The following is a 20,107-nucleotide window of genomic DNA, read 5'->3' as shown; positions in this document are numbered from 1 at the left end:
ATTTGTTTAATTCTCATAATTTTCAAAATTTATAAAAAGAGAAGGATTTCAAATTTTTCAGGCAAAGACAGTTTTTGAAGAGTTCATAAATTTTAATCCCAAAAGAGGGTGTTTAGGCATTCCTTTTTGTTGTATCATTACTTTTAATTTCATCCCCATATCTACCAATAATCTGTAATTTATTATTGATTCCTGCATTGCAATTTCCAAATTTCCCTGATTGTTTTTTAAAGCGGCTTCTTGATATTCCTTGATTCCAAGTCCCAATAAAAAACTTGCTTGATCCACTATTCCACAGCAGTCCAGACCAAATTGCGAACCCCAATGGATGAGGGCGGAAAAATTGGTGTGTGTGGTAATGTCTTGTTCTCCGATGAATTGGTATGGGTTGTCGTTTGTTTGATGTTTATGATAACATAAAAGCGTGCCGCAACTTCTGTTGTTTTTATACAATTCAGATGACATATAGCCATAATCTATCGTTATCGCGTAGCCTTTGCGTAAGTATTGTGCGACTTCTTTCATCCAAGACAGTGCTTCCAAATTTACTTCTGTTCGGAATCCTTTTGGCAGATGAATGTTTAAGTTGTCAAAATAATCTATGAGTTCTTCTTTGGCAGGTTTCAAGACTTCTACAAAACCATCTTGGTAATCCACGAAAACTTCCATTAGCTGGTCTTCCATAATGACTTGATGAACCGAAAAATTATCGATTAATTCATTGGATAAAATACAACCCTCAATTTCATAAATCTCTTGGATTGCGGAATACCAACAGACCTTTTCGATCAAAAGTTTTTTTTGGAGTTCCTGCATATGGACACTTTTCTCGATAATGCAATAGTTTAGGTTTTTATACAAAAGAGTGTTGTTTTTGAGATAATCCAAAATATCGTGACACAACAAACCGGTTCCAGCACCGTATTCCACTATTTTGAATGGTTTTTTTTCTAAAATTTGCCACATTTCCTCTATTTGTCGACCTATCATGGCTCCAAAAGTTCCAGAAACATTGGCACTGGTATAAAAATCTCCATTGGCTCCAATTTTGTCCTGTTGAGAATTATAATATCCTAATTCAGGATAATACAGCGCCATTTCCATAAAGTCCCGAAACAGTATTGGACCTTCTTTTTTGATTCTTCCTATTATTATATTGGAAAGCAACATTGAAAAGTAGGATTAAAATATATTTTTGAAGTTAATTTATTCTTGCATGTATAAGCTAAGTAGAACTTTCAAAAAAGTATGATTTCTAGATTAGCTTGTTATTTCCTTCGATGCATAATTTGGCCAAAACAGTTGCGGCTTCACTTTCGGAGTTTGCCGAAAATCCAGCAACATAAACACCTCTTTCACCCGAATGGGCGGTTATGCCATAAACGACGGCTTCTTCATCGGGATCGGTGTCGCCTTCATAGCGATAGACATGTTCTATTTCATAATTATGTGGATTTTTTTGGATGGTTTCATCTTGAAGATTAAAATCGTGGATGAAACCCTTTTTATTCAATTGTTCCAAAGCTTCCGAAACGGTGGCATAATGATAGATCGGTTTCATAATATGTAAAATTTATTTGTTAGTGGTCATATCTGTTATCGCCTTTTATTTATAGGTGTTTGCTTTCGCAAACATGCTGATAGTGGCGATTTCATGATAAGTGATTTTATAGTTGACTATTAAAGGTAACTATTTTATTATGAATGTGTTGTGAAATAGTTGTTAAAGTGAAGTGGCTAAATATTGGAAAACCTTGTTAATTATAGTAAATTTGTACCGCAGGCCGCCTTATCGTCGTCCCGATTCATCGGGAGGGAGGAAAGTCCGGACACCACAGAGAAGCATAGCGGGTAACGCCCGTCGGTTCAAGAAATTGGATTAGGACAAGTGCAACAGAAAGTATGTACAGGTAATGCTGTAGTGAAACCAGGTAAACTCTATGCGGTGAAATTTCAAGTATATCGGCATTTAAGGGTTCTCGCCCGTTGTCGAAGGGTAGAAAGATTGATCCCGATAGTAATATTGGGACTAGATAAATGATAAGGCTCCGATTTATCGGGGACAGAATCCGGCTTACAGGTCTGCTTTTTTTATTTTTTTTATTTTCAAATTTATTTCTTAAAAACGATGAAATTGAATCTAGTTGAAATCCCAAGAGTTAAAACCATTTCCAAAGAAGATTTTTTCAATACTTATGTAAAAAATCAAAAACCGGTAGTAATCGAAGAACTTACAGTCGGTTGGCCTGCGTATCAAAAATGGAATTTGGAGTACATCAGGCAAGTTGCCGGCGACAAAATTGTACCACTTTATGACGATAGGCCCGTGTCCCACAAAGATGGATTCAATGAAGCCCACGCCAAAATGAAGATGAGCGATTACATCGACTTGATGTTGAAACAACCTACCAATTATCGCATTTTTCTCTACAATTTAATGAATGAGGTTTCCGTGCTACAGAAGGATTTCAAATGGCCGAATATTGGGCTTCGATTAGTGAAGCAATTGCCTATGTTGTTTTTTGGTGGAGAAAACTCCAAAGTATTCATGCATTTCGATATTGATTATTCCAATATTCTCCACTTTCATTTTCACGGCAAAAAGCAATGTATTTTGTTTCCTCCGTCTGAAACCCCATACTTGTATAAAGTGCCGCACGCCTTGATTTCCAGGGAAGATATTGACTTTGACAATCCCGATTTTGAAAAATGGCCAGCCTTGAAAAAAGCCAAAGGAATGATTTGCAATTTGAATCATGGTGAAATGCTATACATGCCCGAAGGATATTGGCATTACATGAAGTATATGACACCCGGATTTTCAATGAGTTTGAGAGCTTTTCCAAGAAAAATAACCAACTTGGGCAAAGCCGCATTTAATGTTTTTGTAATGAGACATTATGACGTTTTGATGCGCAAATGGAAAGGACAAGACTGGATTGACTATAAAAACAAACAGGCAATAATTAACACCAACAAAAATTTAAGAGATATTCAGAAAAACTAGAGTAGTCTTATAGATTTATTCTTCTTGAGAATCGTCGAAATCCTCTTCATCAATTTCTTCTTCAGAAGATTTTCCAATTTCGAAGAAACTAAAAAAAGATCCTCCATATCCTTTCTGGAACGAAAAATTAGGTAAATGCTCTAATTTTGTGTATTTAGAATGTTCAATGACCATCATTCCATCTTCTTGTAAGATATCTTTTTCGAAAACAGTCAAGACTACTTTTTCAAATGTTTTTTGGTCTAATCCATAAGGAGGATCGGCAAAAATAATGTCATAAGTTGCTTTATTTCGTTCCAAAAATTGAAAAACATCACTTTTGGTAGCGGCAATATTAAAATCATATTCTGCGGCAACTTGCTTGATGAATTTCACGCAACCAAAATCAGCATCGACAGAAGTGATTGGCGTGCTGCCACGAGAAGCAAATTCGAAACTGATATTTCCGGTTCCCGCAAATAAATCCAGTATTTTCAAGCCTTCAAAACTGAAATGATTGTTCAAAACATTGAATAATGCTTCTTTGGACATATCTGTTGTGGGGCGAACGGGAAGTCCTTTTGGCGGAAAAATGCGTCTTCCTTTATATTTACCTGAAATGATTCTCACGATTGGAATAAAATAAAATGTTTCTGGTTTTGGGCAGTTGAAAATGAATTGTTTTTCTGCAAATTCGACACGTCAAATAAGGATACATTTCTAATGTATTTGAAAGCCAATTGATAAAAATCGTCTTCCTCGGAAATGGTTCCCAATAATTCCAATTTGAAATTCTCGGGATTCATATTCAATTGTTCGGCAGTGAAAAGCAAATAGTAAAGAAAATCTTCAGGAGTTTGGTAATCGAAAGAGTTGAACAACAATAGCTTCTGATTTTGAACCACAACAATCTCAAAATGACCGGGATTGAAATTGACAATCATCTTTTTGTCGTCATTGTTTTTGGAGGCATCCAAAATTTTGGTAACCAAAATGCTGTTGGCGTGTTTATAATCGAAAGAACCAAACTGGTCAATAAAGAAATTATTAATGTTCACGTACGGAATGTAAACCGCATTCATTTGGTAATTCTGGATTTCGTCGAAAGCAAAAAAATCGGTATCAAAAACCTTGGTGTTGTATTGCAAATAACTGCCCAAGAAGTTCTCGTCAAAAAGCGGTTCCGGAACAAATGTCGAAAGATTGTTGTTGTGAATTACCAATATTTCGTCATAAGAATCCTTTAATTCTGGGTTGTCCCTGAAAGCATCGCCAAACAATTCTTCGATTTTTGTGGCTTTGTGGAAGGTATCAAAATGAATTTCTTTGACAGAAAGAATAGTATTATTTAAAGTGTCAAAGGCACAAAATGAAAGCCCCGTCAAGGAAACCTGAAGCGAGAGTTTTTTGTATTTTTTATCCGTAATAGTAGTGTTAATCGACATAGTTGCAAACTTACAAATTAAAAATTCAATGGCAATGACAAAAATCAATTACAATATCAATGGCAATGACAATGAAAATATCAAAATTATAAATCCAGGACAACAATTGAAAATTGGCCATTGCCATTGTCATTGCTATTGAAAACTTTCCTTACTTTGCAGTCAAATAACACCAAATGGAATCTTCCTTGTTTTATAGTCTTTTACAGAAAAAATTCCCTTTTACACCAACCTATAAACAGGATATATTTTTCCAAAAAATCGCTATTTTCTTGACCGAAAAAGACAACAACACGATTTTTGTCTTGAAAGGTTATGCAGGAACGGGAAAAACGACTGTGATTTCGACCATCGTCAATAATTTACTCGACATCAACAAGAAATATGTTTTACTGGCGCCAACAGGTCGTGCCGCAAAAGTAATTGCGAATTATTCGAACAAACCTGCGTTTACCATTCACAAGAAAATCTATTTTCCCAAGAAATCTTCCGGTGGCGGCGTTTCGTTTACTTTGCAACCTAACAAACACACCAACACGATTTTTATAATTGATGAAGCTTCGATGATTTCCGACACGAATTCGGATTCTAAATTGTATGAAAATGGTTCTTTACTGGACGATTTGATTTCCTATGTGTATTCGGGAACCAATTGCAAGATGATTTTATTGGGAGACACAGCCCAATTACCACCCGTGAACTTGGATATTAGTCCGGCTTTGGACATTCGAACTTTGGGTATGAATTACAATAAGGAAGTAGAACATATTGAATTGGACGAAGTAATGCGCCAGGAAGAAAACTCGGGAATTTTGCATAATGCGACGGAACTTCGGGAATTGTTGAAGGATTCTTTTATTGACGAATTCAAATTTGACCTCCAGAAATTCAAGGATATTGTTCGCTTGACAGATGGTTATGATATTCAGGATGCCATCAATTCGGCTTACAGCAATTACAGTATCGAAGACACGGCTTTTATAGTTCGGTCGAATAAAAGAGCCAATCAATACAATGAGCAAATTAGAACCAAAATCCTCGATAAAGAAAGTGAATTGTCTACAGGTGATTTTTTGATGGTGGTAAAAAATAATTATTTTTGGTTGAAAGACTCCGATCACGCTGGTTTTATTGCCAATGGCGATATTATTGAAGTGTTGGAAATATTCAATATCAAGGAATTGTATGGTTTTAAATTTGCCAATGTAAAAATACGAATGGTTGATTATCCCGACCAAAAACCATTTGAAACCGTCCTTTTATTAGATACCATAAAAAGTGAATCGCCATCATTGACTTACGAAGAGTCCAACAGATTGTATCAGGAAGTTTTGAAAGATTATGAAGGTGAAACCAAGTTCAAGCAATTTCAGAAAGTGAAAGCCAATGAGTATTTCAACGGTTTGCAAGTTAAGTTTTCGTATGCAATAACCTGTCATAAATCGCAAGGAGGGCAGTGGAATACGGTTTTCATTGAACAACCCTATTTGCCCGACGGCATCAACAGGGATTACATTCGCTGGTTGTACACCGCTATGACGAGAGCAAAAAATAAATTATATTTGATAGGATTTAAGGACGAAAGTTTTGTGGAATGATTATTTTAAAATTAAACCATTAAGAAAATTAAGGTTCATTAAGTGACAATACCAAAAATCTTAATTTTCTCAAATCTCTTAATGGTTTAAAAAACATTTTAATATTTTTTGTTATGAATACTTTAAACGATTTGCATAAAATTTCAGGTACTTTTTCGACCACCGAAAAAATGCCGGTTTTGTTTCTGGGACACGGCAGTCCCATGAACGCCATCGAGGAAAACCAATTTGTGACCGGCTTTCGGAATTTGGCTAAAACTTTGCCACAGCCCAATGCTATTTTGTGTATTTCGGCACATTGGTTTACCAATGGAACCAAAGTTACCGCAATGGAAATGCCACGAACGATTCACGATTTTGGAGGTTTTCCGCAAGCATTGTTCGAGGTACAATATCCTGCCAAAGGAAACCCTGAATTAGCATTGGAAACCAAAGAATTACTAAAACCTGTTGACGTGGAATTGGACGAACATTGGGGTTTGGATCACGGCACTTGGAGCGTGGTCAAGCATTTGTATCCCGAAGCCAATGTTCCCGTAATCCAGATGAGTATTGATTACACCAAATCTCCACAATATCATTTTGAATTGGCCAAAAAATTAAGTGATTTACGCCGAAAAGGAATCTTGATAATTGGCAGTGGAAATATCGTTCATAACTTGCGACTGGTCGATTTTCCAAATTTTAATGTAGACAATTACGGTTTTGATTGGGCTATTGAAGCAAGGGAAACCATCAACAATTATTTGTTGGACGGCAATTTTCAGCCGCTTATTGATTATGAAAAACAAAGCAAGGCATTTCAATTGGCAATCCCCACGCCAGACCATTATTTACCTTTGATTTATACCTTGGGTTTAAAAGGCAAAACCGAAGAACTGAGTTTATTCAATGACAAATTGGTTGCGGGTTCTTTGAGCATGACTTCGGTGAAAATTATGTAGATTGGTTTTTTTTTGTGGAAAATTCTTATATTTGGAGTTAATTAACCAAAAACCATTTACTAATTTGAAGAATTGTGTCTTTGAGCAATTCGTTAAACCTTGTCAATTATGAAAAAAATATTAAAATGGGGGCTATTGGCCATTATTCTTTGTATTGCAGGATTATTACTTTTTGTAAGTTTTGCTCTTCCCAATGTTGGAGAACCAGAATATTTAAAAATTGAAAAAACAAAAGAACGATTAGTAAGAGGAGAATATTTGGCTAATAACGTTAGTGTTTGCATGGATTGCCATTCTACGAGGGATTGGAGTAAATTTTCAGGACCTTTAACACCAGGAACTCTTGGAAAAGGAGGAGAAGTATTCGATCAAAAATTTGGTTTTCCCGGTGAATTTTATGCAAGAAACATAACACCTTCTGGAATTGGAGATTGGTCGGATGGTGAGATTTTACGGGCTATTTCCAGCGGAGTTGACAAAAATGGAAGAGCTTTGTTTCCTATAATGCCGCATCCAAACTTGGGAAAAATGGATAGAGAGGATTTGTATTCCATCATTGTGTATGTGAGATCTTTAAAACCTATTGCAAATAAAACTCCAGATTCAAAACCTGATTTCCCCATGAATTTCATCATTAACACGATTCCTAAAAAAGCGGAATTCTCACATAAACCTAGTGAAAAAGATGTTGTAAATTATGGCGCTTACTTATTTAATGCAGCTTCTTGTATTGAATGCCACACCAAACAAGAAAAAGGGGCCAAAATTGAAGGAATGGAATTGGCGGGAGGTTTTGAATTTATAATGCCATCGGGTGGAATTGCAAGATCGGCCAATATTACTCCTGATCATGAGACTGGAATAGGAAAATGGACAGAACAAATGTTTGTGGATAAATTCAAATCCTATACAGACAGTACTTATGTTCCGAATAAAGTGGGGAAAGGTAATTTCAATACCGTAATGCCTTGGACGATGTATGGTAAAATGAAAAAAGAGGATTTAAAAGCAATTTACGCTTATCTGAAAACCGTTAAACCAATTAAAAATACTGTTGTCAAGTTTTCGGAACAGTACTAATATATGGTGAATATTAAGCAAATTGATTTGTGGGGAAATCTAATATTTGGAAAAATAATAACAACCATTATTTATTTTGAATGAAAGAAAATAAAATATTACAGAAACTTTTAAATGAAAAATATAATTCTTTAGTTCTTCAGGAAAAAGAATTAGTTATTAAACATTTTGTGAGTCTAATGTCTCATAATTCAGATTTTGAAGATTCAAGGCGTTTAACTTCAGATTTATTTCATAAGCTAGAAAATGAAGATAGAAACTGTGTTAGTATTTTATATGGATGTATAGGTGGTTTTATTATTCACAGAACATTTTCTCCAGAATATAAAAAAGAATTTAAAATTGTAATTATTGATAAACAAATTGAAGATTTTGTTAAAGAAATACCTGTAAAAGAGAAGAGTGGAGTAATGTTAAACTTATACAAAATATTAGAATCAACTATCGGTATAAAATTAAAAGTAAGAAATGCATTTAAGTTAGGAGGCAAAGAATTAGGTTTGGGTGTGGGGATGCTAAAAATTGATGCATTTGAAATAATTATTGCTAAAGACAATGATGTTGAAACTGTTATTGAAGATATGAGAGATTTATTCAAACTAAACTCTAAATTAGAAGTAATTGAGAATGAGAATTTAAAATTAAAAACTAGAATACAAGAACTAAATAAAATTAATAAACCTCTAATAATTTCTGAGGGAAAGACAGATTGGAAGCATTTCATATCAGCTCTAAGATATTTTCACAATAAAAATGAATTTGAGTTAATTAGAGAAGATTGGTTTTTAAAATTTGGACTTGAATTAGATGTAAAAAATTCTATTTGTGGAACAAACTTCATTTTAGAATGTTGTGTTTCAGAATTAAATAGTATTCTTAAATCGTTTGTTAATTTTAGTAGATTTGAGAATGCAAAAAGTTCTAATAAAAAAATAGGAATATTTGATTCAGATGAAAAAAGTGCAAATATTTTTAGTGATGAAAAATCTCAAACGTTTTCAATAAAAATTGAACCTGAAAATATTTCTACTGAAATGCTATATTCGGATGAAGAAATAAAAACAAATATAGATGGTAAAAGATTATTTATAGGAGATGAATTTGACAAGAAAACCAAAAGACATTTTATCAATAAAGACTTAAGTCTTGGTGGTAATGGAGATAATTCTATATTGAATAAGGCAGGATTAAGGAAGATTATAGATAATTATGTATTTAATTCTAATGGAGATAATGTAGCTCTCACAAAAGAAATATTTGCACAAAAAGTATTTCTTGGAGAAATTAATATAAGTGATGAAAGTTGGGAAAATTTTAGACATATTTTTAATAAATTAAATAATATTTTAATTGTAAACTGAATATAATATTTGATTCGAATCTTCTAGCTAAAGCAAAAGTCCCGCTCGTGACCACAACTAAAAATAAAAATCTATATGAAAACAAAATTATCACTACTAATCCTAACATCAATTCTATTATTCTCCTTCGCAGCGGTCAAAACATCTGATGACGATAAATTAAAAAATAAACTCGTAGGTACTTGGAGTGGTTCTGAAGAGGACAATCAGCAAAACGGACTGACCAAGTATTGGATTAAGACCCATAATAAAAACGGTACTTTTATAATATTGTTCACGTCCATAGAAAATTGTGAAGTAGAAAGTCATGTTGAAAAAGGAAAATGGAAAATAAAAGACGGCTTGTTTTACGAAACATTTGATAGTGATGGAAAAACAGATGTTTACGCAGTCGAAATGTTGGACGATAATACTGTGAAATATAAAGCAAAAGAATTAAGTTTGGAGTTCGATAATAAAGAATACGAATTTGTTGAAACCAGACAAGAATAAATTAAAGTATAAATGAAAATAATAGCAGTCATTCCAGCACGTTACGCCTCAACCCGATTTCACGCCAAATTGATGGAAGATTTGGGAGGGAAAACCGTGATTTTAAGAACCTATGAAGCAGCGCAACAATCCAATCTTTTTGATGATGTTTTTGTGGTTACCGATTCCAATTTGATTTATGAAGAAATTGTTTCCAATGGCGGAAAAGCGATCATGAGCATCAAGGAACACGAATCAGGAAGCGACCGAATTGCCGAAGCTGTTGAAAACATGGACGTGGATATCGTGGTCAACGTGCAAGGTGACGAACCTTTTATCGATACACCGGCTTTGGAAAAACTGATTGAAGTCTATAAAAAAGACACCGAAAAGAAGGTCGATTTGGCTTCCTTGATGTGTGAAATCAAGGAGGTAGCCGACATCAACAATCCCAACAACGTGAAAGTGGTCGTGAATCAAAACGGTTTTGCCTTGTATTTTTCGCGATCCATAATTCCGTATCCAAGAGAAGCGAATGTGGGCGTTCGCTACATGAAACACATCGGGATTTACGCTTTCAGAAAACAGGCATTGATGGATTTCTACAATCTGCCGATGAAATCATTGGAAGCCTCCGAAAAACTGGAACAATTGCGTTATTTAGAATTTGGAAAAAGCATCAAAATGGTTGAAACTTCCCATATAGGAATTGGAATTGATACGAAGGAAGACTTGGAAAAAGCGAGAAAATTGATGTAAAAAAGAATCTTATGACCATTATTTTTAAACCATTAAGAAATTAAGAAGGTAAAGAGTAATTTAAATCTTAATTTTATTGGTTCAGTTAAAAATATTGTGAACGTATTCTTTTTTAAGGTATTAAGTGAATCAAAAAAAGTTAAAACGTTACAAATCTTAATTTTCTTAATTTGCTTAATGGTTTAAATTTTTATCTTTCACGTAAATACCTGTAGAATCTTTAATTAATAATAGTATATGAAAAAAGCAATGCTCTATCTGGCACTTTTGCTGGCCTTCACGGGACAGGCACAAATAAAAGCCGATGACGTGAAAACGTTTACGCTTGACAACGGAATGAAGTTTCTGGTTGTCGAAGATTTCTCCATTCCCAACGCCAATATGTACTTTTTTTACAAGGTGGGAAGTCGAAATGAACACCAAGGAATCACGGGGCTTTCCCATTTTTTTGAACACATGATGTTCAATGGAGCCAAGAAATATGGTCCAAAACAATTTGACAGAACCATGGAATTCAATGGAGGTTCCAATAACGCCTACACCACCGAAAACATTACAGTTTACACCGATTGGTTTCCGGCAGCTTCGGCAGAAATTATGTTTGATCTTGAAGGAGACCGGATTTCCAGTCTTAGCATAGATCCCAAGATGGTCGAAAGCGAAAGAGGTGTCGTGTTGAGCGAGCGTCGCACGGGACTTGAAAATTCGCCTTGGCGTCCTTTGTCGGAAGGATTGCAGGCAACGGCTTTTCAGGAACATCCGTATCATTGGCCAATTATTGGGTATGAAGATGATATGAAAAATTGGACACAGCAAGATTTGGAACGTTATTTCAAAACGTATTATGCGCCAAACAATTGTGTGGTGGTTGTTTCGGGGGCATTGAAATTGGAAAAAGTGAAGGAATTGGCCAAGAAATATTTCGAACCGATTCCAGCTCAACCCGCTCCACCAAAAGTGCATATCGTGGAACCTGTACAAACGGGTGAACGAAGAATTACAATCAAGAAAGAAGTAGAAACGCCTTATTTGATGATTGGATATAAAACCCCGGAATCCAAGAATGAAGATTACTATGCCTTGAATATTTTGAGTTCAGTTCTTTCAAGCGGAAATTCATCTCGATTGTATTCGTCACTCGTGGATCAAAAAGAATTGGCAACAGAAGTTTTTACTGATTATAGTGATACTTTAGACCCTAATCTTTTTAATGTATATTTAATCTCCAATCAAGATGTAAAAGAAACCGATTTGGAACAAGCGGTTTATGCCGAGATTGAAAAAATAAAAAAAGACGGCATCACCGAGAAGGAACTCCAAAAAATTAAAAACCAGAAATTAATGGAGTTTTACAATCAGGTAGAAACCATTAACGGTAAATCGAACAATATAGGTACATACGAAGTGTTTTTCGGTGATTATAGAAGAATGTTTGATGCTCCAGCCAATTACAACAAAGTCACTGTTGCCGATGTGCAGAGAGTTGCCCAAAAATATTTGACCAAAAGCAACCGAACCGTAGCCGTATTAAAAACCAATGTAGAAGAATAAATCATGAAAAAAATTATTCAAAAACTCATACTGTGTTTACTGGTAATTACTGGTGGTAACTTATCGGCACAAGGATTCAAATTGCCCAATTACACGACTTTCAAATTGGCAAACGGTCTTACAATTTCCTTGATGGAACAACACGACGTGCCTGTTATCAGTGTTTCGGTTGTTCTTCCCGGAGGTGCCATTTATGATTATGACAAAGCGGGATTGGCATCATTGACGGCAGTTTCCCTTAAACACGGCACCAAAAATTTCCCCAAAACTAAATTGGACGAAGAGTTGGATTTTCTGGGTGCCAATGTGGATACTTATGCCACAAAGGAATTTGCAGGACTTACTTCTGATTTTGCATCCAAGGACAAAGACAAAATCTTGAATATTATTAAAGAAATTTTGCTCAATCCTGTTTTTGATGCTGCTGAATTTGAAAAAGAGAAAAGCAGGTTGTTGGTTTCATTGGCACAACAAAAAGAAAGTCCAAAATCGGTCATAGGTCCTTATTTTGACACCTTGTTATATGGGAATCACGTTTATGCCAATGTTAAAAACGGAAACAAGGAAACCGTTGGCAAATTGACAGTGAATGACGTGAAAGAATTTTACAAAACCAATTACAAACCGAATGAGGCCGCTATTTGCATTGTTGGAGATTTCAAAGTCAATGAAATGAAAGCAACAATAACAAAGTTGTTTTCCGGTTGGGAAAAATCTAATTCGAAAATAGAAAATCTGGCTTCAAAACCAATTTCCAATCCAACAGAAAACAGGGTTTTGTTGGTCAATAAAGGAGACGCGAAGGAAACCACTTTTTATATAGGTTCGCCAGGCGTGAGCAGAAACAATCCCGATTATGTAGCTATAGAAGTGGTAAACACTCTTTTTGGAGGACGTTTTACCTCGATGCTCAATGACGAGTTGAGAGTCAATTCAGGTTTGACTTATGGTGCTGGAAGCAGGTTTAATAATTTGAAGAATGGTGGTTCTTTTTATATTTCCACTTTCACGGCTTCTAAAACGACAGAACCTGCGATTGATAAAGCATTGGAAGTATTGAAAAATTTGCACGCCAAAGGCATTGATGAAAAAGCTTTGGCTTCTGCCAAAAATTATGTCAAAGGGCAGTTTCCGCCAGAGTATGAAACAACGGGACAATTGGCAGGCTTGTTGTCACAAATGTTTTGGTATAATTTCGACAAATCATTCATCGACAATTTCGAAAAAAATGTGGATAGTCTTGATTTGGCAAAAGCCAACCAAATTATCACCAAATATTTTCCAAAGGATAAATTACAGTTTGTATTGATTGGCAAATCGGAAGAGATCAAGAAGATTGCCGAGAAATATGGCAAAGTCAACGAAGTCGAAATTAGCGACGACATCAAAAAAATGAAATAATAAATAGGGGATTAGGTTCCCCTATTTTTTTGCTTTACTTTTCGGAAAATGGTCAATTTAAAATTTGTTTTCAATTATGATCAACTCATTTAATTCTTCCATTTTATGCAATATCGTTGCGGTATATTTGGCAGAATCAAATGCATTAAAAAATTCTATATTGAGTTGTTTTTGTTTTTCGTTTAATAGCATTGTGTTGAAAAGAACAAAACCTTTCGAATTTAACAAAAGGCAAATTCTATCAATAAAAAATGCTTCAAACAAAAAATTGGGCATTCTGACATCTTGAAAAATATCGATGATGATCAAGTCGTATTTGTCCTTGGTTTTCAAAACAAATTCAAAGGCATCATCGATGATGATTTCCAAGTTTTGAATTTGGTCCAGATGAAAATATTCGTTGGCAATTTTGATTATGGCTTTGTCAATTTCAACTCCCGTAATTTTCCCCTCAAAATGAATTTCGTCAACCAATGTTTTTATGACACTTCCGCCGGCAACTCCTAGAACGAGAATCTTGTCCATTGTCTGGATTTTTTCGAAACCAATAAATTTCAAGCCTTTTCTCAAAATGCGTTGCAGGCTTCCATACGAATAGTTGGTATTTTTACTATCCAAAACCAATTCGCCATCCGTCCAGGTGACTTCCAGCGTTTGACTTATGGTAGATTTTTGTTTAAAAATATTGAATGGAATGATGTAACTAAACAGTTTTTTGAACATTGAAAAGATTTTTATCAAAAATAGGAGAATAATATTATTTTTACTGAAAAATGGGGCTAAATGAAAAGAAGTTTTTACAAATTTATTTTCTTTCGATTGATGGGTTGGAAAATTGAAGGTGCTTTTGACGAAAACATCAAAAAGTGCGTTGCAATGGTTCTTCCCCATACCAGTTGGCACGATTTCTATTTGGGTATATTTACAAGGGGAATTTGTGATTTAGAAATAAATTTTATTGCAAAGAAAGAATTGTTCCGTTTTCCGTTCGGTTATTATTTCCGGTGGATGGGAGGAGAGCCAATAGAGCGTAAAATATCTTTGAATAAAGTGGATGCCATCGTAAATGTATTCGAGAATCACGAAGAATTCAGGTTGGCCATTGCGCCGGAAGGTACCAGAAAAAAAGTCGAAGAGCTAAAATCAGGATTTTATTATATTGCCGTAAAAGCGAATGTTCCCATAATTCCGGTTGCATTTGATTTTGGCAGAAAAACGGTAAGCATTGGCAAACCATTTTATCCAACCGAAAATTATGAAGCCGATTTGAAAATCTTGCTAAAACATTTCGAAGGCGTATTAGGAAAAATTCCCGAAAAAGGATTTCATGCCGAAAAATAATTATTCCGGCGAATAGGTTTTAAAAGTTCCGTTTTTGTAGAAAATGACAATTTGATCAATTTCCGAATTTTTTTTGGACAAGACCGAGTTTTGCGTATTTGAAATAGAAGTTGCCAGTTTTTCTTCTACCGGATTTTTTTTGTTCGACAATTCTACAGAAAACAAATCGGTTGCTTTTTCTATTTTGGTTTCCGCAATTGGAGTGGGAGTTGACAGATTTATGTTGTTTTCAGATTCCGACTTAGGAAAAGTTCCCTTTCCATTCAAGACCCAATACAAATCTACCTCTGGAAATACATCCAAAATTTTAAGCATGAAATCCAGGCTCGGTTTGTTTCTTCCAGAAAGTAGGTGAGACAAACTGGAGCGTTGCACACCTATTTTATCGGCAAATGAAGAGGCATTTAAACTGTAATAATCCAGAATAATTTCCAGTCTTTTTATAAAATCTTCGGTGTTTACCATTGTGAATTAATTTAAAAACCAGTTGTTTTACAAATGTAACAAAAAAGGATGAATTCACCAAAATTACATTTGTAAAACGGCATAATAACGCAAATTAATCAAAATAAAAACTTTTGATTACATATTGTAAATATCTGATAATGTTTTTATTAATATCTCTTTTATTTAAATTAAACATTTGTAAACCATTGGCTTCATTGGAATGGACTGATAACCTTTAAATTTGTTTACATTAATAAATAATCGTCAATCTCTGTGGTTTACAAATGTAAAAATAAAGATGTTTACTTTTGTAAAACAAAATTATGACTATGAATTTAGAACAATTATTCGACGAAAATAAAGAGCAATCGTTGTATGGGCGTTATATCACTTTGGACTCGATAGAGTCTTTGTTGAACAAATTAAATACCAATAATCAATTGGAAATTATTGGAAAATCGGTACTGGATAAACCTATTTATAAGTACCAAATTGGTGCTGGAAAAATCAAGATTCTGCTTTGGTCCCAAATGCATGGAAATGAAAGCACGACAACGAAAGGACTTTTTGATTTTATAAATGTGTTGCATAACGGTTCAGAATTGGCAAAAGAGCTGCTTGAGGCATTTACTTTTTGCTGTATTCCGATGTTGAATCCTGATGGAGCCAAATTATATACTCGTGCAAATGCCAATAAAGTGGATTTGAATCGGGATTCGCAAGACCTTTCGCAGCCGGAAAGCAGGGTTTTGAGGGCGACTTTCGAAAATTTCAAGCCTGATTTTTGTTTTAATCTGCATGATCAACGAACTATTTTTGGGGTGGCTGATTCGGGCAAGCCGGCAACGGTTTCCTTTTTGGCGCCAGCTTATAATGAGGCGAGGGAAATAAATGATTCCCGATTGAAGGCAATTAATTTAATTGCAGGCATTAACGAGGTGTTGCAGCGTTATATTCCGGGACAAATAGGACGTTTTGATGACTCGTTTAATATTAACTGTATTGGTGATACTTTTCAATACTTGGGCGTTCCGACTGTTTTGTTTGAAGCGGGGCATTTTCCAAATGATTATGATAGGGAAGAGACTCGTAAATACATTTTCATGGCTTTAATTTCCAGTTTTAAAATAATAAACGAAAACGATATAGTTATTAGTAAATTTGATAATTATTTGAGTATTCCTCAAAATAAAGTCGTTTTTTATGATTTTATATATAAAAATATCAAAATAAATTATGATGGTATTGAAATAATCACGAATTTTGCATCACAATACAAGGAAGAGTTGATTGAAAACCAGGTTTATTTTAATGCTTACATAGCTAAAATAGGCGAATTGGATGATTATTTTGGACATCTTGAATACGATGGAAATAATGCTTTATATAGCGATAATCACAAAAATGTCCCTGAATTAGATCAAAAAGCTGACTTTTATTTAAAAAATATTACTAAATTTGTTAATGGTTTGATGATTTCATAAAACATAGACCGTTTTTTTAAATGTAAATTTTGCAATTGCAACAATAATATTAAATTAAGAATTATGAGTAAGTTCCGTTTAGACGAAGTAGATCACCAGATATTGGATATGTTGATTGACAACACAAGAATCCCATTTACAGATATAGCCAAGAAATTATTGATTTCTGCTGGAACTGTTCACGTTAGGGTAAAAAAGATGGAAGATGCCGGAATTATAATGGGGTCTTCATTGGTTCTTGATTATGATAAATTGGGCTATTCTTTTATTGCTTACGTGGGTGTTTTTCTTAACAACACTTCGCAAACCAAATTTGTTTTACAGCGAATTAATGAAATTCCGTTTGTGACCGTTGCATCTGTAACAACTGGAAAATTTAATATTTTTTGCAAAATCAGGGCAAAAGACACTAAACATGCCAAGGATGTAATCTTTATGATTGACGACATCGAGGGTGTTTATAGAACTGAAACCATGATTTCATTGGAAGAAAGCATAAATGACAAAAAGCGTTTGATGCATACTATTTTCAAGAATATGTAATTCATTTGAAGGCTATTATAAATGCAACCTCAAGTGAATTCTTGAGGTTTTTTTTTAAACCAACCATAATTAATTTTTAAGCGATATGTACACGCTCCCAAAAATAGAACGTTTCAATCAAGAAGTTCTTTCCAAATACCACATTTACAACAGCGTTTTTATAACGTTGCCTTTTGATTCCATTGACAATACAGGAGTTTTACTTCCGTTATTTACAGATGTTTGTGATACGGGTTTCAAAAAACAAGAAACCCCCAAGGAAATTGTGGACTTTTTTGCCAAAAAATACCTGCACAGCGTTTCTGAAACGGAGAAAATTGATTTGATGTTTCGTTTTATCCAATATATTGAACGTCAAATTGTTCTTTTTGACGCCATTGAAGACGCAGCTTTCCCGGTGGTAAATAACATGGAGGGAAGGGGATCTTTACGTGATATCAAGGAAAAATCAGATGCCAAGGGCAATAATGAAGAACTGGTTGATTTTCTTGAAAACTTCAATGTCAGAACGGTTTTAACGGCACATCCGACGCAGTTTTATCCTGGGCCGGTATTGGGAATCATCAATGATTTAACGGATTCGATTCGCAAGAACGATCTTTTGGGAATTAAGCAATTGCTGGCTCAATTGGGAAAAACTCCATTTATTCAAAACGAAAAACCAAATCCTTTTGACGAAGCGGTAAGTTTGATTTGGTATCTTGAAAACGTGTTTTATGAGACTGCCGGTGAAATGGTGCATTACCTTCAGAAAAATGTTTTTAATGGGGATTTTGTTCAAAATCAATTGATAAAGCTTGGTTTTTGGCCGGGTGGAGATCGTGATGGAAACCCGTTTGTAACCACGGAAATTACCCTTAAAGTAGCGGAAAGACTAAGAACTTCGGTATTGAAATGTTACTATGTCGAAATGAGAAGTTTGAAAAGAAAGTTGACTTTTCCGGGTGTGGACGTTTTGGTTGCTGAATTGGAACAAAAATTATATCGTTCTGTTTTTTATTCCAAAGGGGAGATTTTTATCACTTTGGATGAATTCAAGACTCAATTGAATAAAATTAGAACCATCGTCATCGAGCAACACCAATCTTTATATATTGAAGAATTGGAAGCTTTGCTGATTAAAGTGAATTTATTTGGATTCCATTTTGCATCGCTTGATATTCGTCAAAACAGTAAAATTCACGATGCCGTTGTCAAAGACGTGTTGGGTTATTATTTGAATTCAGGCTCTTCAGTTTTTCCAGCGAATTATTATGAATTGACCGAAGATGAAAAAATTGAAGTTTTGTCCAATGTTAAAGGGAATATTGATCCAAATGTTTTCGAGAACGAAATAACAAGATCGACGTTGGAGTCCATACAAGCCATAAAGAAAATCCAGGAATCAAACGGAGAATCCGGTGCAGACCGATACATCATCAGCAATAATGAAAGTGCCCTGAATGTTATGGAAACTTTTGCGCTTTTTCATTTAAACGGCTGGGATGATTTATCAGTGGATATTATTCCTTTGTTTGAATCGGTAGAGGATTTGCAGAATGCTCATGTTATTATGGAAAAATTGTATAATAATCCATCGTATGCCAATCATTTGAAAAACAGAAATAACAAACAAACCATAATGCTTGGTTTCTCTGACGGAACCAAAGACGGAGGTTATTTGATGGCAAACTGGAGTATTTACAAAGCCAAAAAAGAGTTGACAGCCATGTCCAGAAAATATGGAATTCATGCCATTTTCTTTGACGGTCGTGGTGGGCCTCCAGCACGTGGTGGTGGAAAAACACATAAATTCTACGCTTCATTGGGACCAAAAATCGAAAATGAAGAAATCCAGATTACCGTTCAAGGACAAACCATAAGTTCTAATTTTGGAACATTGGATTCTTGTCGATATAATCTAGAAAACTTGTTGAGCGCTGGTGTAACCAATCATATTTTTAGTAAAGATAAAAATGAATTGACACTTGGCGAAACCGATATTTTGGATCAATTGGCAGAATTAGGATATGAAAAGTATTTGAGTTTCAAGAATCATCCTAAATTTATTCCTTATTTGGAGCAAATGAGTACCTTGAAATATTATGCCAAAACCAATATTGGTAGCCGTCCTTCGAAAAGAAGCAAATCAGAACATTTGGATTTTGCCGATTTGAGAGCAATTCCATTCGTTGGTTCTTGGAGCCAATTAAAACAAAACGTGCCAGGTTTCTTTGGAGTAGGTTCTGCCTTGAAGCATTTTGAAGATAATGGACAATGGGATAAAGTCCAGGATTTATACAACAACTCTTTGTTCTTTAAAACCTTGTTGGAAAACAGCATGATGTCGTTGGCGAAATCATTTTTTCCTTTAACGGCTTATATGAGAAAAGATCCTGAATTTGGAGATTTTTGGCAGATTATTTATGACGAATTTTTGGAAACCAAAAGAATGTTGTTGAAAATTGCAGGTCATAAAGGCTTGATGGAAAACTATCCTGACGGTAAAGCATCAATCGATATTAGAGAGCGTATTGTGTTGCCGTTGTTGACGATACAGCAATATGCTTTGTTGAGAATAAATGAATTGAACAAGGAGGCAAAACCAAACTTGGAGTTGATAAACACCTACGAGAAAATTGTAACTCGTTCGCTTTTTGGAAATACAAATGCGAGTAGAAACTCGGCTTAATTTTTTAAAATTCTAATCTTAAATT

19 protein-coding genes and 1 other RNA gene are annotated in these 20,107 nt (G+C 34.6%); 14 read left to right on the top strand and 6 right to left on the bottom strand.

Annotated features, from left to right (window positions below; translation table 11 throughout):
- Positions 1-57 precede the first annotated feature (57 nt).
- Both BUC16_RS14170 and BUC16_RS14165 read right to left on the bottom strand, forming a co-directional pair.
- Positions 58-1,170, bottom strand: coding sequence for a class I SAM-dependent methyltransferase (locus BUC16_RS14170; protein WP_073371442.1), 1,113 nt, complete (start codon positions 1,168-1,170; stop codon positions 58-60).
- 85 nt (positions 1,171-1,255) lie between these two features.
- Positions 1,256-1,561, bottom strand: a complete 306-nt coding sequence (locus BUC16_RS14165) for a hypothetical protein (RefSeq protein ID WP_073371441.1) — start codon at positions 1,559-1,561, stop codon at positions 1,256-1,258.
- A 215-nt stretch (positions 1,562-1,776) separates the two neighbouring features.
- Between BUC16_RS14165 and rnpB the strand changes: the two genes are divergently transcribed.
- Positions 1,777-2,093: RNase P RNA component class A (gene rnpB, locus BUC16_RS14160), an RNA gene on the top strand.
- A 35-nt stretch (positions 2,094-2,128) separates the two neighbouring features.
- Positions 2,129-3,007: a cupin-like domain-containing protein gene (locus BUC16_RS14155; RefSeq protein ID WP_073371440.1), complete on the top strand. Its 879-nt coding sequence runs from the start codon at positions 2,129-2,131 to the stop codon at positions 3,005-3,007.
- Positions 3,008-3,022: 15 nt separating this feature from the next.
- On the opposite strand, the gene BUC16_RS14150 is transcribed toward BUC16_RS14155, so the two are convergent.
- Together BUC16_RS14150 and BUC16_RS14145 are read right to left on the bottom strand one after the other, a co-directional pair.
- On the bottom strand, positions 3,023-3,616 hold the full coding sequence (locus BUC16_RS14150; RefSeq protein WP_073371439.1) for an RsmD family RNA methyltransferase: 594 nt from the start codon (positions 3,614-3,616) through the stop codon (positions 3,023-3,025).
- Positions 3,613-4,431, bottom strand: coding sequence for a DUF3822 family protein (locus tag BUC16_RS14145; protein ID WP_073371438.1), 819 nt, complete (start codon positions 4,429-4,431; stop codon positions 3,613-3,615). Before BUC16_RS14145 ends, BUC16_RS14150 begins: the two co-directional genes overlap by 4 nt.
- Before the next feature lie 176 nt (positions 4,432-4,607).
- Between BUC16_RS14145 and BUC16_RS14140 the strand changes: the two genes are divergently transcribed.
- The 8 genes from BUC16_RS14140 (at position 4,608) to BUC16_RS14105 (ending at position 13,596) form a co-directional block, all read left to right on the top strand.
- Complete coding sequence (locus BUC16_RS14140) at positions 4,608-6,029, top strand: ATP-dependent DNA helicase (protein WP_073371437.1); 1,422 nt, start codon at positions 4,608-4,610, stop codon at positions 6,027-6,029.
- Between the two features lie 113 nt (positions 6,030-6,142).
- A complete protein-coding gene (ygiD, locus tag BUC16_RS14135; protein WP_073371436.1) occupies positions 6,143-6,973 on the top strand; it encodes a 4,5-DOPA-extradiol-dioxygenase in 831 nt (276 codons plus the stop codon).
- Positions 6,974-7,081: 108 nt separating this feature from the next.
- Positions 7,082-8,053 carry a c-type cytochrome gene (locus BUC16_RS14130; RefSeq protein WP_073371435.1) on the top strand — a complete coding sequence of 324 codons (972 nt, stop codon included), beginning with the start codon at positions 7,082-7,084 and terminating at the stop codon, positions 8,051-8,053.
- Positions 8,054-8,133: 80 nt separating this feature from the next.
- Positions 8,134-9,414, top strand: coding sequence for a calponin homology domain-containing protein (locus BUC16_RS14125; protein ID WP_073371434.1), 1,281 nt, complete (start codon positions 8,134-8,136; stop codon positions 9,412-9,414).
- 75 nt (positions 9,415-9,489) lie between these two features.
- Positions 9,490-9,906 (top strand): hypothetical protein, encoded by a 417-nt coding sequence (locus BUC16_RS14120; protein ID WP_073371433.1) that lies wholly within the window; start codon positions 9,490-9,492, stop codon positions 9,904-9,906.
- A gap of 12 nt (positions 9,907-9,918) precedes the next feature.
- Positions 9,919-10,644 (top strand): 3-deoxy-manno-octulosonate cytidylyltransferase, encoded by a 726-nt coding sequence (kdsB, locus tag BUC16_RS14115; RefSeq protein WP_073371432.1) that lies wholly within the window; start codon positions 9,919-9,921, stop codon positions 10,642-10,644.
- 237 nt (positions 10,645-10,881) lie between these two features.
- On the top strand, positions 10,882-12,195 hold the full coding sequence (locus BUC16_RS14110; protein ID WP_073371431.1) for a M16 family metallopeptidase: 1,314 nt from the start codon (positions 10,882-10,884) through the stop codon (positions 12,193-12,195).
- 3 nt (positions 12,196-12,198) lie between these two features.
- Complete coding sequence (locus BUC16_RS14105; RefSeq protein ID WP_073371430.1) at positions 12,199-13,596, top strand: M16 family metallopeptidase; 1,398 nt, start codon at positions 12,199-12,201, stop codon at positions 13,594-13,596.
- Between the two features lie 57 nt (positions 13,597-13,653).
- Here the strand turns inward: BUC16_RS14105 and BUC16_RS14100 are convergent, their stop codons facing one another.
- Complete coding sequence (locus tag BUC16_RS14100; protein ID WP_073371429.1) at positions 13,654-14,319, bottom strand: spermidine synthase; 666 nt, start codon at positions 14,317-14,319, stop codon at positions 13,654-13,656.
- 60 nt (positions 14,320-14,379) lie between these two features.
- Between BUC16_RS14100 and BUC16_RS14095 the strand changes: the two genes are divergently transcribed.
- Entirely contained in the window at positions 14,380-14,937 is a 558-nt protein-coding gene (locus tag BUC16_RS14095; RefSeq protein ID WP_073371428.1) for a 1-acyl-sn-glycerol-3-phosphate acyltransferase, read from the top strand.
- Here the strand turns inward: BUC16_RS14095 and BUC16_RS14090 are convergent, their stop codons facing one another.
- Positions 14,938-15,402: a helix-turn-helix transcriptional regulator gene (locus BUC16_RS14090; RefSeq protein ID WP_073371427.1), complete on the bottom strand. Its 465-nt coding sequence runs from the start codon at positions 15,400-15,402 to the stop codon at positions 14,938-14,940.
- Between the two features lie 311 nt (positions 15,403-15,713).
- On the opposite strand from BUC16_RS14090, the gene BUC16_RS14085 reads away from it, so the two are divergent.
- From BUC16_RS14085 to BUC16_RS14075, 3 genes are all read left to right on the top strand, one after another.
- The gene (locus tag BUC16_RS14085) at positions 15,714-16,868 is read left to right on the top strand and encodes a M14 family metallopeptidase (RefSeq protein WP_073371426.1); all 1,155 of its coding nucleotides are present in this window, start codon (positions 15,714-15,716) and stop codon (positions 16,866-16,868) included.
- Positions 16,869-16,931: 63 nt separating this feature from the next.
- A complete protein-coding gene (locus BUC16_RS14080) occupies positions 16,932-17,411 on the top strand; it encodes an Lrp/AsnC family transcriptional regulator (protein ID WP_073371425.1) in 480 nt (159 codons plus the stop codon).
- A gap of 85 nt (positions 17,412-17,496) precedes the next feature.
- Positions 17,497-20,082, top strand: a complete 2,586-nt coding sequence (locus tag BUC16_RS14075) for a phosphoenolpyruvate carboxylase (protein WP_073371424.1) — start codon at positions 17,497-17,499, stop codon at positions 20,080-20,082.
- The last annotated feature ends 25 nt before the right edge of the window (positions 20,083-20,107 follow it).

This window comes from Flavobacterium fluvii (assembly GCF_900129545.1).
Taxonomy (GTDB): domain Bacteria; phylum Bacteroidota; class Bacteroidia; order Flavobacteriales; family Flavobacteriaceae; genus Flavobacterium; species Flavobacterium fluvii.
Note: the sequence above shows the minus strand (reverse complement) of the source record. Positions and strands in the feature narration are given on the sequence as shown.

What these genes read in the sequence shown, in the direction of transcription:
- BUC16_RS14170 (WP_073371442.1), bottom strand. Translation starts at nt 1,170, where the DNA reads ATGTTGCTTTCCAATATAATAATAGGAAGAATCAAAAAAGAAGGTCCA.
- BUC16_RS14165 (WP_073371441.1), bottom strand. Translation starts at nt 1,561, where the DNA reads ATGAAACCGATCTATCATTATGCCACCGTTTCGGAAGCTTTGGAACAA.
- BUC16_RS14155 (WP_073371440.1), top strand. Translation starts at nt 2,129, where the DNA reads ATGAAATTGAATCTAGTTGAAATCCCAAGAGTTAAAACCATTTCCAAA.
- BUC16_RS14145 (WP_073371438.1), bottom strand. Translation starts at nt 4,431, where the DNA reads ATGTCGATTAACACTACTATTACGGATAAAAAATACAAAAAACTCTCG.
- BUC16_RS14140 (WP_073371437.1), top strand. Translation starts at nt 4,608, where the DNA reads ATGGAATCTTCCTTGTTTTATAGTCTTTTACAGAAAAAATTCCCTTTT.
- ygiD (WP_073371436.1), top strand. Translation starts at nt 6,143, where the DNA reads ATGAATACTTTAAACGATTTGCATAAAATTTCAGGTACTTTTTCGACC.
- BUC16_RS14130 (WP_073371435.1), top strand. Translation starts at nt 7,082, where the DNA reads ATGAAAAAAATATTAAAATGGGGGCTATTGGCCATTATTCTTTGTATT.
- BUC16_RS14125 (WP_073371434.1), top strand. Translation starts at nt 8,134, where the DNA reads ATGAAAGAAAATAAAATATTACAGAAACTTTTAAATGAAAAATATAAT.
- BUC16_RS14120 (WP_073371433.1), top strand. Translation starts at nt 9,490, where the DNA reads ATGAAAACAAAATTATCACTACTAATCCTAACATCAATTCTATTATTC.
- kdsB (WP_073371432.1), top strand. Translation starts at nt 9,919, where the DNA reads ATGAAAATAATAGCAGTCATTCCAGCACGTTACGCCTCAACCCGATTT.
- BUC16_RS14110 (WP_073371431.1), top strand. Translation starts at nt 10,882, where the DNA reads ATGAAAAAAGCAATGCTCTATCTGGCACTTTTGCTGGCCTTCACGGGA.
- BUC16_RS14105 (WP_073371430.1), top strand. Translation starts at nt 12,199, where the DNA reads ATGAAAAAAATTATTCAAAAACTCATACTGTGTTTACTGGTAATTACT.
- BUC16_RS14100 (WP_073371429.1), bottom strand. Translation starts at nt 14,319, where the DNA reads ATGTTCAAAAAACTGTTTAGTTACATCATTCCATTCAATATTTTTAAA.
- BUC16_RS14095 (WP_073371428.1), top strand. Translation starts at nt 14,380, where the DNA reads ATGAAAAGAAGTTTTTACAAATTTATTTTCTTTCGATTGATGGGTTGG.
- BUC16_RS14090 (WP_073371427.1), bottom strand. Translation starts at nt 15,402, where the DNA reads ATGGTAAACACCGAAGATTTTATAAAAAGACTGGAAATTATTCTGGAT.
- BUC16_RS14085 (WP_073371426.1), top strand. Translation starts at nt 15,714, where the DNA reads ATGAATTTAGAACAATTATTCGACGAAAATAAAGAGCAATCGTTGTAT.
- BUC16_RS14080 (WP_073371425.1), top strand. Translation starts at nt 16,932, where the DNA reads ATGAGTAAGTTCCGTTTAGACGAAGTAGATCACCAGATATTGGATATG.
- BUC16_RS14075 (WP_073371424.1), top strand. Translation starts at nt 17,497, where the DNA reads ATGTACACGCTCCCAAAAATAGAACGTTTCAATCAAGAAGTTCTTTCC.